The organism is Bacteroides sp. HF-4919, assembly GCF_018860125.1.
The window spans coordinates 1-16,401 of the sequence record NZ_JAHKNF010000017.1; the positions used below are offsets into that span (position 1 = coordinate 1).

Below are 16,401 nucleotides of genomic sequence, written 5' to 3' on the forward strand. Positions count from 1 at the left end.
AGGGATGGAAAGGATTATAAGACTGATAAAGGGAGAAAATTGAGTTTCATGAGGGGCATTTTTATAAGTTGTTGGATAAATCACAAAAAAAGAAAAAAGTTAGAGGGTACCCTTTTCGGACACCCTCTTTTGATGATAAGGAACAGCTCTTTTAAATGCAAAAGACTTGTTCTTTGCATCCTCTAAAAAGATATTCTGGAATGACTGTTAACAGTGTTAATTTGAATAAAAGAATTTGATACCTTTTTTGAATTTCACCAACCGGAATTATTCGACTTATTGTTGATTTTTAAAAATATAATTGTATTTTTGAGGATGGGTTCATGGTGCTGATACAGTTAAACCATTTGTTAGATTGCCTGCTTTTAATTTACGGAGGTCTGACATGTGACAATATTTAATTCTCATAAATTAGTATAAATGAAAGTAAGTCATCTATTTGTTGGGATATTTGGGCTTTATGCACAAATCTGCCACAGGTCGGAGTGAAGGTGGAGAAGGAGGAAAAAGCTGTTCATGCAGATTCTATCAGAAAAATATTTTATACATTTTTTAATAGATTTATAATGAAAAACCTATATTTGATTTTAGTGCTTAGTGCGTTGGTGGCCTGTACCGGTAGTTCTCAAAAAGAGAAGCCGGCATGTGTAAATACTCCTGTCGAGCCGTTCACCGGATTGCCTGTTTTTGATTTGCAGGGGCAATACCCCGAGAAAGAAATCATTCTTCAGGATATCGCCGATGTAAGATATGTCGTGTTGGAAACCGGCGATAGTTCATTGGTCGGTACCCGTACCATCCTTATGACGGACAGCTTGATTGTTACCGTAAACAAGAAAAGTGATGTTATTTTTTTTGATAAGTCAGGAAAATATCTTCATTCTTTTAACCATACAGGCATGAGCGGAGAAGAATATGGGGATGTTGTCAGCGGTTATTGTATAGATGAAAAAGCCCGGGAGATATTCATCTATGACGGGTTACAAAGCAGAATTCAGGTGTATGGTTATGGCGGCGCATACAGGCGCACGCTTAAACTGCCGCAAAACCGCATGTTTGCTTCTTCGATATTTGAGTATGATGAAAATTTCCTGTTTGGCGAAGATTATCGCCTTGTCGACTCTCAGATTGGGAAGTATCCTGTTAATAAAACGCCTTATTACAAGATTTCCAAGAAAGACGGGAAATTAACGTCGATTCCCATCACGGTCAAGGAGAGAATAAGGGATGGACTGTCTTATACAGTAGGAGACGGTGCGTTTGGTTATGTAAGTTTATTAATGTCTCCCGTCGCCCGTTTGGGTTCGGATATTCTGATTGCCGATTATTCATTGGATACGGCGTATGCATATCGTGATGACCATTTGATTCCATTGACTGTCCGCCGGAACCATACAAGCGAAAACAATATTCCGATTTTAGCGACGGTTGATGTGATGACCGGCCGTTATTTGCTTTGGTACACGATAGTAAAGGATATAGATGTGAAAAATAATCATGTTTCTGATCCGGTAGCTTATTTGTATGACAGGTTTACTAATGAATATTGCCAGGTTGATCTGGTAAACAGGGATGGTGTGTCCGCTACCAATGTTCCGATATTCCAGATACGATTGTCCGCCAATTATCATGTAGTGCCTGAAAACTATGCCATACAATGTTATCCGGCCGAGAAGCTCATTGAACTTAACGGGCAAGGAAAGTTGAAAGGAGAGTTGAAAGAGATTGCTTCAAAATTGAATGACGAAGATAATCCGGTGTTGCTTATCGCTAAGTTTAAGGAATAATATTTATAGTATAGCCCTTTGGCAGAACCACTGAAAAACTAATGCTTTTTCTAAATTAAAGAATATGAAATCAATTATAGGCAATGGATTGATAAAGTGTATTGTTTTTCTTCTTTTGCAAGCTACTGCCTTAGGCAGTTGTACGGAAATATCCAAAAAGAATGAAGAGTGTGCGAGAGCTCATTTCACAATTGATCCTTTAGATAGAAAGATAGTGCTTCCCGTGTTATTTAATGATAGCATTGTTGCAAATTTGGTATTTGATAGTGGGGCTTCTTTGGGAGCTTTTATTGTTGACTCTACTTTTTGTTCAGCTCACCCTTCTATCTTATCGAATTTGTCTCCTGACACTATTGCTCCATATGGGTGTGCATGGTCTGTATTACGTATGCCCGCATCTATGTATACAATTGTTCCGACTATAAAAGTAGGGAATGCCAATTTGATATATGATAAAATGTTAGTTTATAATTTGAGAGATTATATGGGAGGTACTCAATTGGATGGTGTGTTTAATATTCCACAAAATGATACTGTTAATATATGGGAGTTTAACTTTGAACATCATTATATGGCTATCCATTCATTTCAAGATTTTATTATGCCTGAGAATTGTATTCTGATTCCTTTTGTGAGAGGGAATGATAAAAGCTCACTTTTTTATGTTAATCTGCCTTTAAATATTAGATGTGCTGATGGAGACACACTGATGCTTACTCATACTTATCTTGTAGATACAGGTATGCCACAAGACATAGCTCTGATGGCTCAAGCTTCTGAATTGTCCTTTTTTTATAAGAAAAAGAATGCCGTTTGGACGCAGGCACCATCTGGATATTATAGTCACCATAATGTAAATGCTACTTTGTTTGGTGGCATACAACTCGATTCTTTGCGGATTTATATATTTGATCAACCTAATCAAGTACCTTGTGATTATCTTATTGGTCTGAATTTTCTTAAAAGATTTAATGTCTTTTTCGACATGAAATCACAAAGATTAGGTTTGCAGCCAATAAAGAACTACGAACGAGTGGTCAACCCTCGGAAGAAACGATTCCACATGTCATCCCGTATAAATAGCCATGGAAAAATTATTATTACTAAAATTGCCGATTATGAGGGGAATTATGTTAAAGAATCTGGTTTGTTAGAAGGTGATGAAATTATTGCTATAAATGAAATTCCTATTAAAATGATCTCTTTGGAAGAGGATGCGGAGCTAAGCCGGCAAGACACATTGATATACGATATTGTCCGTCAAGGTAAATCTTATAAAATACCGGTGGTGATTGATAGAAATGAGCTTCAAGGTGATTGAATGAAATGATAATATTAACGTGAGCTCGATACAATCTCAGAATAATCTTAACTGCCCGTCATTGACAAAGTCTACATCAATGGCGGGTTTCTTATTAAAGAAACAATATGCTGTAATAACCGACAAGGTATTTGCGATAAAATTGTTAAATGATCCACCGGATAGATATATACTTTTCCGGAAAAAGAATAGGGCTGTCCTATTCTTTATTTTACTTATTGTTGATTTTTAAAAATATAATTGTACTTTTGAGGATGGGTTCATAGAACTTATTTTATTCTTTATTTTGGATTATATTTGAAGACAGATGAAATCATCTTATATCTGCTGCGTATTGTTATTTGTTTTGTTTTTGGTAAGTTGCACCGATAGGCGTTCTGAGGGGCAAGTAGCCCGTTTGTTGCGTCAGGCCGAAACGTGTATGGAGGAATGTCCCGATAGTGCTTTAGTATATCTTCATCAAATACCGGATCCGGAAAAGTTGACAGGAGAAAACCAAGCTGATTATTGCTTACTGTTGACCCAGGCAATGGATAAGAATGATTTACCGTTGAGTTCGGATTCGTTGATACAAATAGCTGTTAGCTATTATTCAAATGGAAAAGATAGGCTAAAAAAGGGTAAGGCGTCATTCTATTTAGGAAGGGTTAAATCTTCAAGAGGTATGTTAGAGGATACACAAAAATATTTTTTAGAAGCTTTCTCTCTATTGGATGTAACAGACAATCTTAAATATCAGGCATTGGTACGTAATCATTTGGGACAACTATATATGAATTTGGATCTGTACCAAGATGCTTTAATAATGAATAGTCAATCGGTCTCCTTATTTCAACAATTAACTGATACAGCCAATCTTGTGTATGCAGAGCGTGATATGGGGCGGATTTATTTATTAAAGGGTCAGCAGGACAGCGCTTCTTTTTATTACCAACAGGCTATCAACGATGCTTTCAATTATTCTAAATCGGATGTGTACAAGGATATCGTTTCTGAGTGGGGACAGGTTGTAATGTATTTAGAGATGTCTCCTTCAGCAGAACAAATGCTTTTGTCAAATTTGGAATCGGACTTAGTCTTAGATAAAACTCCAGTATGTCTTAGTCTTGGAATTTATTATTTGTCTAATAAACTCTATTCTAAAGCAGAAGGATATTTGTTGAAAGCAGCTACTTCTTCGCGACCATATACCCGTGTTTCTGCATATAAATATTTGGGGCATCTTGAAACACGAAATTTAGATTTGATTTATTGGGATCAATATGAACAAGCTCTTGATTCTTTGGAGCGACAGAATTTAGCTTATGCAGTGAAAGAGATTCAGGAAAAATATAATAATGCTGCGTTGCAAGCCCACACTTTTAAATTGGAAAATGAAAGACTTCATTCTGCTATATCCTATTTATCTATAATTCTATTACTGTTGAGCATAACTGCATCTATCTATATATTTTATATTAAAGAAAGGCGTAAACGACAGTTAGAGAGGGAAAAATTCAACAGATGCATGAGAAAATATAAACGAGATCGGGAAGGGCTGTTGAAAAAGTTGGATGACTCTAAATTGCATATAGCAATTCTTGAAGCATCAAAGGAAAAACAGGAACAAAGTTCTTCAGAAGAGCGAGAGAGGACGAATATACTTCTGAAACAGGAAGAAGAGAACTCTTGTAAAATAAAAGAACAATTGGAAGAATTGGAAAAAAAATGGAAAGGTCAATTGGCGGTAAATAAAAGGTTGAGGGCTGAAAATAAGGACTTGTCGGATAAGATAAAATCATTGAAGGAGTCTGATATAAAAAATGTTCCAGGACTCTATCAATCGATCAATTTATTGGTCAGAATATTAACGTGTGACCCTTCAGAAATTGAATCTTTAAAAGTGGACGATTGGGAAGGGCTGTTTCGGTGTATTGATTTGCTGTATGGTAATTCATTGAGAAAATTTATAGATCAGTACCAAAAGCAACATGATGGAGAGTTGGATAGAGAAGTGGTTGCCATTTGTTATTTTGAATATATCAAAGTGAAACATGCTCGTCAAGCTGCTATTTTGAGGGTTTCAACTCAGGCTTTGAGTAAGCGTAAACAGAGGCTTAAAATTGAACTTGGGATTCCTGATATGGCTTCTGTTGGACGGACAATCAAAAAGGTTTGTCCATCAAACAAAAAAGGATTGGTGTAAGTGGCTGATTTGCAATTGAATATATTTAGATATTGTCCATCTTCAGATTTGCTTTTCATTTTCGAAACCTGTAGTTTTGTAGCAAAGGTTTATTAATACTTAATTAAAAATTAATTGCTATGAAACACTTATTAAGTACAATTATTTTTCTATTTGCTGTTATTTCTGGAGGAAATGCTGAATCTTATGTCCTTCCTTCTATTTCTGAAATTAATAGTGTAATTAATCTGGATTTGAAAGGAATATTCAGTAGCACTCATACAAAGTCACTTCCTCTGACACCTGTGGAAGCTTCTCTTGTAGATAATGCTCTTCTTAATATATCTTTTGTAGTTCCTTCCGGAGAAGTTACTGTACGTATTCTCTCTGAGAAGGGTATATTGTATTCTTCTTGTATAAATTCAGATCAGCAAAACTCTTTAGCCATTTCAGTAGAAGATTTTGAAAAGGGAGACTATAAGCTGGAGTTGACAACGCCAACAGGGGGATACATCTATGGTTGGTTCACTATTAATTGGGAATAAGTATTTCTTGGTTAGGGAGTTAGTTCAGGCAGGACGTTTTACGTCCTGCCTCGGGCTAACCAACGGAAAAATGGGAATTGCCATTGCTCTTTTCCGCTATGCCCGCCTTTCCGGTGAGGCGGCCTGTGAAGAGATAGCCGGTGAGTTGCTCGATGAAGTTTGTGAGCGTCTGGATTATTCAATGCCTGTATCTTTTGGTGACGGATTATGTGGCATTGGTTGGGGAATTGAATATCTGGTACAGCATGGTTATGTGGAAGGAGATACAGATGAAATTCTGAAAGAAATAGACTTGTGTGTGGTAAGGAATATCCATATCTATGGGATATCAGGTCTTTCTTTACAGAACGGGATAGTCGGACTTGGTCGCTATATGCTCATTCGGATTATTCCTACGTTTGTATCGGTAGATACCTCTTCAAGTGCATTGTTGAAAGAGTATCTCATTTATTTGATTGATTGGTTGGAAGAGGAATTGAAACATTCTGATGAATCGGTTGAAGATTTACTCGACTTTTTATTTGAATTGTATCCTACAGGATTCTATCGTACAAAAGTATCTGCTTTGATAGACTGCTGTATGAGTAAATAAAAAAGCTTATGGAGTATGTCGCCTATGTTACCATTGGGATTCCTGTCCGGATAGATAGCCCGGAACGGAAACGAAACCTTGATATTTTGCTTCGGCATGTTACTTCATCCGGGTTGAAAGTACACGTACTCGAAGCGGGAGAAAGAAGGGGCTACTTCCCGGTAAGAGAGGATAACGGGGTGACTTATTCGTATGTGTATGATGAAAGTGCGGTTTATCATAAAACGGTTTATGTCAACTCTTTGCTAAAACAGGCCACCACTCCCGTTGTAGCAATTTGGGACACTGATATAATATTCCCTTTGTCCCAATTGGAAGTTTCGGTGCAAGCTATTATGGAACAGGGTTATGCATTAAGTATCCCTTATAATGGAGAGGTGAAGGTACTTTCAGAAAAACAGAGTGACGCATTTGTACAGTCGGGGCAGGGATGTGAATATTTGGCAATGCAAGGATATACCCATCTGATGAAACGTCCTTCATGCGGTGGGGTATTTGTGGTGAACCGTGAAACCTATTTGCGTTGTGGAGGTGATAATGAACGTTTCATCAGTTGGGGACCCGAAGACGCTGAGCGTATCCGGCGTATGGAAATATTGGGATATTCTGTACATTGGGTAAAGGATGGACCTTTGTATCATCTATGGCATCCAAGAGGAAAGAATTCCGGATATGCAACGGAAGAATTAGCTTTTCAGAATCGAATAGAATTCGTAAAAGTATGTAGCATGGAGCGGAATGAATTGAGTGAAGATATAAAATTGTGGAAAAAGGATGAACGAAATGGATGAGATATTATTGAAAAGAATAGTCAATCATCAGATGTTATATGGTAGCTTCTGTGGAGATTTGGGGGTCTTGAATGGTAAGATGGGAATTGTATTGTTCTTTTTCCATTATGCTCGTTATACTAAAAATGTTTTGTATGAAGATTTTGCGGCAGAGTTGTTGGAGGAGATCTATGAGGATGTCCATTTAGACATGAATATTCAGTTTTTAGATGGACTATGTGGTATAGGCTGGGGAATCACTTATTTGGTTGAGCAACAATTTGTGACTGGAGATATCGAGGAACTTTTACAGGATATTGATAGAAAGATTATGGAATTTGCCCCAAAACGTTTGACTGATTACTCATTGGAAACTGGATTAGAGGGCATTGCTTATTATGTTATGGGAAGATTGAAAGTGTCACCTGTTGAAACAAAGTTGTTTAGCGTTGATTATGTAGAAGAATTAGAGGAAATATATCTTGCTTCGTGGCGTTCTAGTAATGTATATTCAAGTCAAAGAATTTTGGATCGAATCATGGAGAGTGATAATAACAGTGAAATCCTATCTTGGAAGAAAGGATTAAAAATATTGCTGAAATGAAATATTTATATTTATTCAATAATGAAAGCCGTGCAGCTCAATATGGCATAGGTACTTATATTAGGCAGATGATATCTTGCTTAAAAAGGGAAGATGTTTATTTGTTGAATATTGTCAATATAGATTCGGCGGATAAAGAGTTGCAAGAGGAGTATAATGACGGAATACGGTATATAAATATTCCTGCGATACATGGTATATATCGTTATAGTGAGAGATATTATAAGAATATAGCATTTTTGTTATTTCAATATATAGAAGAAGAGGCAGAATGTATTTTTCATTTCAATTACATACATCATCTTTTGTTGGCCAAGCGATTGAAACAGCGATTTCGTAATAGTAAGATTATAGTGACCATTCATTATTTTAATTGGTGCTCCACTCTTCAAGGGAGTATTTCATACTTCTGTTCTATTCTATGGAAGGATGTGAAAGAGAGAAACTCGTTTGAAGCGAATATTTTTAAGGAGTGGTTACGTGATAAAGAGCTATTACAGTCGGTAGATCGTATAATTTGTCTTTCGGAGGTTACGAAAAAACTTCTTGTAGAATACTATGATATAGTAGATAGTAGAATATCGTTGATTTATAATGGTTTACAAGATGAGGCCCAAATCCTCTCAAAAGAAGAGATCTTTCTCAAAAAAAAACAGATGTATTTCCGTTCGAATGAACAGATAATTTTGTTTGTTGGTCGTTTAGATGTAGTAAAGGGGATTGACTTTTTATTAGAGGCGTTTCGAGAGGTACTAAATCAAATTTCTAATGTGCGTTTATTGATTGTAGGTGATGGTGAATATGAAGAGATCTTAAAACGGTGTACAGGCCTTTGGGGCAAAGTAACGTTTACAGGTAAAGTGTCTAAGAGTACATTATATGAGTTTTATCAAATCGCAGATATAGGTGTAATGCCCTCGTTCCATGAGCAATGTAGCTATGTTGGTATTGAGATGTTAATGCATGGTATACCATTAATTGGAACGAGTGCTATTGGTTTGGGAGAGATGATTTTGCGGGAACTATGTATAGATTTGGAAGAGAAAGATGATATGGTCATTTTTCCAGTTGATAAATTAAGCACTTTGATGATAAATATGTTAGTGGCATCTTCAAAAGAAAAATATGCTTTGATAGAGAGACAACGTTATAAAGAACGATATTCTTTGGATGTAATGAGTGAAAGTGTTCTTGAATGTTACGAAAACTTATAGTGCTATGAGATATATAACTAAAATTATTAACTTAAAAATTATTCAACAATGAAACAATTGAAAAAACTAAAATTGACCAGACTTTCTCAGGAGGATTTGGCAGAAAAGCAGATGAAGGCTTTACGTGGTGGCTTTAACTGTGGTTGTGGATGCCATTATGAATTTGAAGGTGGTGGCTCTTCAAGAAAAGACAATTATAATTCTAATTTAAGTTCTGGTAAGAATTCTTATGGTGGTAATGTAGCTTGTGGTGATGAACTGAACTCTGCTACCCATACAACGCATAATTAAATTATTCGTATTGGAAAGTTGAACAGATTATGACTTGTCAAGAGTAATTCTATTCTTGCTATAAGATTTTCCTGTTTACTGTGCACAGTAAACAGGAAAATTTCAAATAAATTGTAAAACAGCTATATTGATGAAAAAAAAAGAACTTAATTTACTCTTTTGCCTTTTACTTTTATTTTCTTGTTCTTCTTCTCAGAAAAAAGAAGAGGAAGATGGAAGTAGAGCAATATATAAGGAGATTTCTTATCCGTTGACGGTTAATCTCAAGGCTTGTATGGATACTCCATTGGATAATATAAAATTGAGTAGTTTTGTGGAAAATATTTGTTATGTTCCGTTGCAAGCAGATGAGGATACTTATTTAAATGGATTATTAGGGATAGATTTTGATGAAGAGAGCAGCTGTTTTCTTATCAGTGATATTCATAATGTATTTGTGGTAGACACATTAGGTCGGTACATTAGTAAAATAGGAAGAATTGGACAAGGGCCGGGAGAGTATAAACAAATAGCTAATATGACTGTGAATATGGTGGATAAACATATTTATATAAATACATGCTATAAACATAATGTGATTACTTATGATTATAACGGGAAAGTAATAAACGAATCTCCTAGTAATGTTGATATGTTCACAGGATATATTTTCTATTATGATCATGCCTTATGGGGGGTAGGCAGTGCATATACATCTCGTGCAATGAGAGTTAAGGGGAAGCGTCGTTTTTATGGATATGCTCTTTTGGATAGTTTATGTAAACGTACTTCTTTGCAAACAGCTTGCCCTATGGATAAAATTGGTGAGATGGAAGGATTAGAGGCTTTTTTAACCCCTCCTTGTGTGAGTATTTGTGGGAAAATAATACTGTTGGCTCAAAATAATGGAGCTCCATCAGATACTATTTATACTATCCAAAATAAAAAATTTGTACCACGTTATTTACTGAATTATGGTTCGCATCGTCCTGATATCACTAAAATCTGGTCAAAAGATAGAGATAATGCTAAATATAATTCATACCTTACAATGAGTCCTGCTTATGAAACCGATCGCTTCTTTTTCATAGAAAATCTCTTTAGAAACAAATATTATATCGTTGTTTATGATAAATATACGGAAAAAAACTTTTCAATTCCAATGTACTCTTTGGGAAAGGAGGGGCAACATTGGGTTAAGGGACTGGAAAACGATATTGATGGTGGCTTTCCTTTTTATCCTCAATCAGTGAGTAGTGATGGAACCTATTGGCTTACTTATATGAAAGTTCCAGATATGAAAGAGTTGCTGACAGAGGAATATTTTGTTGCACATTCTAACATATTGGATAAAAAAAAGCAGGACGAATTGAAAGCTATTATAGCAAAAGCAGACGAAGAGGCTAATCCGATATTAGTATTACTAAAATTAAAAAAATAAAATATGGTAAATAGGCAAAACTTTCTTTTGTTAAAAAAAGAATATATAATAGAAGCTGTTCAGCATTTACGGCAATTGGTTTTTGAGGTTACGGATCGATGTAATTTGAAATGTAAATATTGTGGCTATGGAGAGCTCTATTGTAGTTATGATGAACGAAAATCTCGTGACATTTCTTTGATTAAGGCAAAGGGGTTATTGGATTATTTAGCGGGTTTTTGGAGGGAGCTTTATACAGATATAGATCCACATCGTGTATCTATAGGATTTTATGGTGGAGAACCTTTATTAAATGTACCTTTTATAAAAGAGATACAAAATTACATTAGTGAGAATTATTCGGGTTTTGTTATTCCTGAATATAACATGACTACAAATGCTATGTTGTTGGATAGATATATGGACTATCTGGTAGAGAATAATTTTAGTCTACTTATAAGTTTGGATGGAGATGAAGAGGGACAGAGTTATAGAGTTGATCATAGAGGGAGGAACTCTTTTTCAACTGTAATCAGAAATGTGTTTTTGTTAAGAGATAAGTATCCAGAGTATTTTAAAAAAAGAGTTTCTTTTAATGCTGTATTACATAATAAGAATAGTACTCAAGGATTGTATGATTTTTTTAAAAATAATATAGGGAAACTGCCAATGATCTCAGAATTGAATAATTCTGGTATCCGTGAAGATAAACGTAATGAATTTGAAAAAATATTTGTTAGTAAACAAACAGATTTGTATAATAGTTTTAATTCGGAGGCTTTAATTGATGAGATGTTTTATGACGTAGCTGATACAAAAAGTTTATATTCTTATTTGGAGGGATTTAGTAATAATATTTATAAAAGTTATGTTGATTTATTACCTGATAAATCCCAAATGAGCTATTTGCAAACAGGAACTTGTATTCCATTTTCAAAGAAAATGTTTTTGACTACTAATGGGAAAATTTTAGCATGTGAAAGAATTGATCAAAAATTTGCATTGGGTTACATTACTGACGAAGGGGTTGATTTGGATTTTGAAATGATCGTGGAAACTTATAATCGTAGATACTTGCTCTTGAGAAATCAGTGTGCCAAATGTTATCGAAGTAGAATATGCTCACAATGTTTCTATTATATTAAAGACATTGATGAGAAACCTATATGTGATGGATATATGGATAAGATCGGATTTGATTGTTTCCAGAAAGCTCAAGAACAATTTTTGGCAGAACACCCTTATTTGTATAAAAGAATATTAGATAAATTAACGATATATTGATATGGATAAGTTTTATCTCATTTTAAATTCTGATGTTTTTCTTTTTCGAAAAGGAAATCAAATTCTATTTTATCGGATGCATAGTCCTAAAATTATATTGAATATATGCATTGGTTGGGAGAGTGCTTATTCTCAATGGGAGGATGTTAATAATTTGTATTGTGCAGAGTTAGATTCTAAATTGCTCGAAAATAAAGAGTTTAGAAGTGATGTGCAACTTTTGGTTACAAGCGAAATGGCACAGTTATTACCTGTTGGTGAAAGTAGCTCTAGACCAATTAGTATCCCTCCTGTACTTAGTGTACAGAGATCTAAAGTTAAATTTAAAGAAAGAGAAGATATTCTACAAACGGAAGATTTTTCAAGATATTTACAAAAAATAGTGATATATTTAAATGGAGAACCCAATATTGCAGAGACAAGGCATAAACAATTTACTTATATTTTGGAAAGGGCAAATGATGAATTGAAAATTGATACATTAAAATGCATTCTGAGGCAATTGAAGGGTATGAAAATACATCATCTAACTTTCTCTGGATATAATGTTTTTGAATATGAATATTGGCAACAATGTATTGCAGAAATTGATGTATTAAATGCACAAAAAGAATTTTATGTTGATTGTAATCAATTGATTAAGAATATGGATGTTGTCCGAAAGGTTAATTCAGAACAGTTTGTTTTTACAATTCTTGTTGATAATAAGCATCCTTTTGTTCTCTCTCTTTTAGATAAGTTAGAGGGGGTTCATGTAAATTGGCTCTTTCTTATAACTTCTGAAGATGAATATACAGGGGCTAGTGATTTGATTGAAAATTATAGTTTGCGAAATGCTGCAATAAAACCTGTATATGATAATAATTTATCTTTTTTTGAGAATCATATATATTTAACTAGTGAAGATTTGTTGGAGTTAAATCCCTCAAAGAAAGAGATATTTATACATCAATCTATAAATGTTTCAGATTTTGGACAATTGAATATTATTCCAAACGGTACTGTATATTCTAATTTATCCAATAAAAAAATAGGTAATGTGAATAAAGAATCATTGAATAGTATGATTGCAGATGAGATTTGTACTGGTCATTCCTGGCTTCGCATCCGCGATCAAAAACCTTGCTGTGACTGCATTTACCAATGGCTGTGTCCTTCGCCCTCTAATTATGAATTGGCTATTGGAAAACCGAACCTCTGTCATGTGAAACCGTAAACGATAATAGCTTATGAATCGTACTTTCTGTTTTGTTCCGGTTCGCAAAGGGAGTAGAGGTATCCCCGGTAAGAACCTGCGTATGCTGGGAGACAAACCTCTGGTATGTTGGATTATCGATACCATCCTTGCTTCCGGCATAGCGGACGAGATATGTGTAGCGACAAATTGTGATGAAATGGAAAGTCTGATACGAGGTCGTTACAAAGAAGTTGTACGGATATTCAGGCGCAGTGAGTGGAGTGCAAGGGATGAGGCTCCCAGTCTGGAAGTTGTACAGGAATTTTTCCATTTTTGTAAGCCGGCCCGGAATGATGATTTTATTTTGTTACAGGCTACTTCTCCTTTTACGACTGCACAAGAACTAAGGGGGCTTGCAGAAGAGATGAAAAGGGGGGAAGCGGATTCCTATGTTGCCTGTTGCCGTTTGAAGAAGTTTCGTTGGAGTGATGAGGGGATACCTTTGGACTATTCATTCGAAACCAAACCTCGCCGACAGGAGTACAAAGGTTTTCTGATAGAGTCGGGAGCTTTCTATGCTTCCACGGTGGGGAGAATACTGGACTCCGGGCAGCTTCTTTCGGGAGTTGTGAAGGTGGTGGAGATCGGTCCTGCAGGGATGATAGATATTGATGAAGAAGCGGACTGGGGACTGGCTGAACATTATATTGAAACCGGGCTTTAATAAAAAAAGATATGGATAGACGGGACTATTATGTGGAGTATTATGAGGTGCTGGATAGTGTGCTGTCTGACTACGTGAACCATTTGAGGGAGGAGAAAGAGTATTGGCTGAAAATGGGGAGGCATGATGTGGGCGTGCCTTTGATCAATTTACTATTCTGGCAGTTCACTTGGCATAGAGAGGAGTATGACCGGTTACGTAAAGGAGGAAAGAGCTGTGGGGAAGCATTGGGTAGCGTAAAGGAGATACTGGCCGATAAGCAGGTGGAAGAATGGGAGCGACAGGAAGAGGAATACAAAATCTACGACCATGAATGGTATGAGGCACTGGCACCTTATGGCGGGCAGTTGGTGATCTATATTTATAATGCCCGTCAATTGGCTTATCTGACTCCGTTGATTGAACGTCTGGAAGAACCGGTGTTGCTCTTGTCGGAATATGAGATTCCGGATGAAACGGAGTTGCCGGACTTTGTAACGGCCATTACTCTTGAATTTACCAAAACAACTCCATTGGTTAATCCATTTCTGAAAGAGTGGTTCCCCTTGATTTTTCAATATGCGAATACATTTGATATATTGATGAGGATCTTGCAACCTAAAGGATTGATTTTTCTGGAAGGTTGCCATTACCAACAGTTATTGCTTGCCACCATAGGGTGTGATTATGGAATACCGACCTTGTGTATCCAGCAGGGATGGCCGTCATTGATGCACACAGCTTTCAGGAGGATGCCTTACCGGTACTATCTGATGTGGGGGGAAGGTTTCCGGACCTTGTGGGAGAAGCATAATCCGTTGCCGGACTTTGTCCCGACGGGTTATATGTATCAGGTGGAACCACGTAATGAGACGAAAAAGGAGTGTGTTACTTTTTTCTTGCAGGGACCTTTTTTTCTGAGTGACAAAAGGTATCTTCAAGAGATGATCCGTCTGATAGGGACGGTTGCCGCGGAATTTCCCGCCCGGCGGTTTCTGGTGCGTGAACATCCTGAGTTCAGGATAGGTGAGGAGGTACGCATGGAATGGGAGCAGATTCCCAATATAGAAATGGTAACGGATGGAAAGCTGGCAGAGGTATTTGCCCGCACACGGGTAGGGGTGGCACACTATTCTTCTTCTTTGATGGAGGGGGTGGCACACGGTGCTGTCCCGTTGGTGTACGATCCGACCGAGGGATCGCGGTATTCTCCGGATGTGGAAGCCGAGGGGTTGGGGATGATAGCGAAAACGAAAGAGGAGTTGACCGGCGGTTTGTCCCGGATTTTGGGGAATTATGAAGATTTTAAACAGAGGATAGAGAAGGAACAACCTCTGTGGTTTCAGGCAACAGGAGAAGAAACTCTCCGGAATATGGTAGGGTTTATTAAAGAAAAAATGCCTCCTGTTACTTTGAAGGAGATTTATGTGGTTGATACGGATATGTTGACACGCGAACGGCCCGTCGGGGTATCGGGGTTATTGCGTTGTAAGAATTGTGAGGATTTTTTGGAGATGTGCATTGATTCGTGTATCGATGGATTGGATGAGTTGATAGCTGTCTATCATGATTGTACGGATCGTACGCCGGAGATTCTCAGGCAGAAGGCGGCACAATATCCGGATAAAATCAGAGTTTTTGAGTATCAGCCTTCTGTATATCCGATCGATCTGGATGAGGAGGAGTTTGAGAAGGCAAAGCTGTTGCCGCCCGACTCTATCCATACGTTGGCAGGCTATTGCAACTATGCATTGTCGAAAGCAAGCTATCGGTACGCAGTGAAGATCGATGCCGATCAGGTTTATTTTACGGATCGGCTGAAACATATCTGTGATGCTTACCGTTCTGATAAAAAAGTGCGGTTCAACGTGGCAGAATGTATCTCTTACAACCTGTATCGGGCTTATGTGGACTCTTTCAACCGTATAGAGATGCGACCGTTCAGGTGGCTGGAACGAATTGCGTTGTGGACACATGCGTCGTATGCTTCTTATCTGGAGAAGATGATCATCCGGTATAAAGTGCCTGTCTCGATGTCGGGCATTAACTTGTTCCGGAAAGACCGGGAGTGGATGGTAGGGTTGGGGCAGGAACATCCGGAGCCTGATAGCAAAGAGATACTCCCTCCGTTTAATGGCGTGCGTGATACTTTCTTTTTTGAGGTGTCTGCGGACCGGATATTCAGGTATGTGACGGAAACGAAGCCGGATGGCCGTCATCGGGGGCTGGAAGTGATGCGCTGTCCGAATGAAATATTGGATGCCGGTTTTTGTTGGTTTCATTTGCGTGCCCTGATGAAGGAACATGAAGAGGGCTATCGGCAGTCTTACCGGAAACATCCGGAGCGGTTTATACCTTTGGGCACCTTTGTGAAGCTGTCGTACAGGAGTTTACAACAGAGATATAAACCTTTTGTTACCGTACGTTGGGCGGAACCGGTATTCGCTTATTTCTTTATGACGGGTAAAGGAAGGATTCCGTGGAGGATGTTGAAAGGGGGAGGACGAGTAGTGGCAGATAAATGTGTTTCGCAGCTTGATAAAAGATAGA

At 37.2% G+C, this 16,401-nt stretch carries 14 protein-coding genes and 2 pseudogenes; 15 read left to right on the forward strand and 1 reads right to left on the reverse strand.

The window, feature by feature from the left end; all coding sequences use genetic code 11:
* The 3 genes and pseudogenes from KO473_RS23620 to KO473_RS23625 form a co-directional block, all read left to right on the forward strand.
* A pseudogene (locus KO473_RS23620) lies at positions 1-186 on the forward strand (IS5/IS1182 family transposase); the annotation flags it as partial.
* 380 nt (positions 187-566) lie between these two features.
* Positions 567-1,787 carry a 6-bladed beta-propeller gene (locus tag KO473_RS21535; protein WP_005822031.1) on the forward strand — a complete coding sequence of 407 codons (1,221 nt, stop codon included), beginning with the start codon at positions 567-569 and terminating at the stop codon, positions 1,785-1,787.
* A gap of 64 nt (positions 1,788-1,851) precedes the next feature.
* Positions 1,852-3,108 carry a PDZ domain-containing protein gene (locus tag KO473_RS23625; protein ID WP_005822030.1) on the forward strand — a complete coding sequence of 419 codons (1,257 nt, stop codon included), beginning with the start codon at positions 1,852-1,854 and terminating at the stop codon, positions 3,106-3,108.
* A gap of 36 nt (positions 3,109-3,144) precedes the next feature.
* Here the strand turns inward: KO473_RS23625 and KO473_RS23865 are convergent.
* Positions 3,145-3,261: pseudogene (locus tag KO473_RS23865) on the reverse strand (IS982 family transposase); the annotation flags it as partial.
* Between the two features lie 154 nt (positions 3,262-3,415).
* Here KO473_RS23865 and KO473_RS21545 point away from each other — a divergent pair.
* The 12 genes from KO473_RS21545 to KO473_RS21600 all read left to right on the forward strand — a co-directional run bounded on the left by KO473_RS21545 (position 3,416) and on the right by KO473_RS21600 (position 16,400).
* Positions 3,416-5,293, forward strand: coding sequence for a tetratricopeptide repeat protein (locus KO473_RS21545; RefSeq protein WP_005822028.1), 1,878 nt, complete (start codon positions 3,416-3,418; stop codon positions 5,291-5,293).
* A gap of 119 nt (positions 5,294-5,412) precedes the next feature.
* A complete protein-coding gene (locus KO473_RS21550) occupies positions 5,413-5,817 on the forward strand; it encodes a DUF3244 domain-containing protein (RefSeq protein WP_005822026.1) in 405 nt (134 codons plus the stop codon).
* On the forward strand, positions 5,789-6,409 hold the full coding sequence (locus KO473_RS21555; protein WP_050552636.1) for a hypothetical protein: 621 nt from the start codon (positions 5,789-5,791) through the stop codon (positions 6,407-6,409). Before KO473_RS21550 ends, KO473_RS21555 begins: the two co-directional genes overlap by 29 nt.
* An 8-nt stretch (positions 6,410-6,417) precedes the next feature.
* Positions 6,418-7,200, forward strand: coding sequence for a galactosyltransferase-related protein (locus tag KO473_RS21560; RefSeq protein ID WP_005822022.1), 783 nt, complete (start codon positions 6,418-6,420; stop codon positions 7,198-7,200).
* Complete coding sequence (locus KO473_RS21565) at positions 7,184-7,783, forward strand: lanthionine synthetase LanC family protein (protein ID WP_005822020.1); 600 nt, start codon at positions 7,184-7,186, stop codon at positions 7,781-7,783. Before KO473_RS21560 ends, KO473_RS21565 begins: the two co-directional genes overlap by 17 nt.
* Entirely contained in the window at positions 7,780-8,997 is a 1,218-nt protein-coding gene (locus KO473_RS21570; protein ID WP_005822018.1) for a TIGR04157 family glycosyltransferase, read from the forward strand. The genes KO473_RS21565 and KO473_RS21570 overlap by 4 nt, the downstream gene beginning before the upstream one ends.
* A gap of 48 nt (positions 8,998-9,045) precedes the next feature.
* Positions 9,046-9,288, forward strand: a complete 243-nt coding sequence (locus KO473_RS21575) for a TIGR04149 family rSAM-modified RiPP (RefSeq protein ID WP_005822015.1) — start codon at positions 9,046-9,048, stop codon at positions 9,286-9,288.
* Between the two features lie 130 nt (positions 9,289-9,418).
* Positions 9,419-10,708 (forward strand): 6-bladed beta-propeller, encoded by a 1,290-nt coding sequence (locus tag KO473_RS21580; protein ID WP_005822013.1) that lies wholly within the window; start codon positions 9,419-9,421, stop codon positions 10,706-10,708.
* Between the two features lie 3 nt (positions 10,709-10,711).
* The gene (locus KO473_RS21585; protein WP_005822011.1) at positions 10,712-11,971 is read left to right on the forward strand and encodes a radical SAM peptide maturase; all 1,260 of its coding nucleotides are present in this window, start codon (positions 10,712-10,714) and stop codon (positions 11,969-11,971) included.
* Between the two features lies 1 nt (position 11,972).
* On the forward strand, positions 11,973-13,187 hold the full coding sequence (locus KO473_RS21590; protein WP_216035180.1) for a TIGR04150 pseudo-rSAM protein: 1,215 nt from the start codon (positions 11,973-11,975) through the stop codon (positions 13,185-13,187).
* Between the two features lie 13 nt (positions 13,188-13,200).
* Positions 13,201-13,872: an acylneuraminate cytidylyltransferase family protein gene (locus KO473_RS21595; protein WP_005822008.1), complete on the forward strand. Its 672-nt coding sequence runs from the start codon at positions 13,201-13,203 to the stop codon at positions 13,870-13,872.
* 11 nt (positions 13,873-13,883) lie between these two features.
* Positions 13,884-16,400, forward strand: coding sequence for a hypothetical protein (locus KO473_RS21600; protein WP_005822007.1), 2,517 nt, complete (start codon positions 13,884-13,886; stop codon positions 16,398-16,400).
* Position 16,401 lies beyond the last annotated feature (1 nt).

Excerpts from the sequence above, each read along its gene's own strand:
- KO473_RS21580 (WP_005822013.1), top strand. The coding sequence starts at position 9,419 with ATGAAAAAAAAAGAACTTAATTTACTCTTTTGCCTTTTACTTTTATTT.
- KO473_RS21575 (WP_005822015.1), top strand. The coding sequence starts at position 9,046 with ATGAAACAATTGAAAAAACTAAAATTGACCAGACTTTCTCAGGAGGAT.
- KO473_RS21555 (WP_050552636.1), top strand. The coding sequence starts at position 5,789 with ATGGTTGGTTCACTATTAATTGGGAATAAGTATTTCTTGGTTAGGGAG.
- KO473_RS21545 (WP_005822028.1), top strand. The coding sequence starts at position 3,416 with ATGAAATCATCTTATATCTGCTGCGTATTGTTATTTGTTTTGTTTTTG.
- KO473_RS21570 (WP_005822018.1), top strand. The coding sequence starts at position 7,780 with ATGAAATATTTATATTTATTCAATAATGAAAGCCGTGCAGCTCAATAT.
- KO473_RS21565 (WP_005822020.1), top strand. The coding sequence starts at position 7,184 with ATGAACGAAATGGATGAGATATTATTGAAAAGAATAGTCAATCATCAG.
- KO473_RS23625 (WP_005822030.1), top strand. The coding sequence starts at position 1,852 with ATGAAATCAATTATAGGCAATGGATTGATAAAGTGTATTGTTTTTCTT.
- KO473_RS21590 (WP_216035180.1), top strand. The coding sequence starts at position 11,973 with ATGGATAAGTTTTATCTCATTTTAAATTCTGATGTTTTTCTTTTTCGA.
- KO473_RS21560 (WP_005822022.1), top strand. The coding sequence starts at position 6,418 with ATGGAGTATGTCGCCTATGTTACCATTGGGATTCCTGTCCGGATAGAT.
- KO473_RS21600 (WP_005822007.1), top strand. The coding sequence starts at position 13,884 with ATGGATAGACGGGACTATTATGTGGAGTATTATGAGGTGCTGGATAGT.
- KO473_RS21535 (WP_005822031.1), top strand. The coding sequence starts at position 567 with ATGAAAAACCTATATTTGATTTTAGTGCTTAGTGCGTTGGTGGCCTGT.
- KO473_RS21595 (WP_005822008.1), top strand. The coding sequence starts at position 13,201 with ATGAATCGTACTTTCTGTTTTGTTCCGGTTCGCAAAGGGAGTAGAGGT.
- KO473_RS21550 (WP_005822026.1), top strand. The coding sequence starts at position 5,413 with ATGAAACACTTATTAAGTACAATTATTTTTCTATTTGCTGTTATTTCT.
- KO473_RS21585 (WP_005822011.1), top strand. The coding sequence starts at position 10,712 with ATGGTAAATAGGCAAAACTTTCTTTTGTTAAAAAAAGAATATATAATA.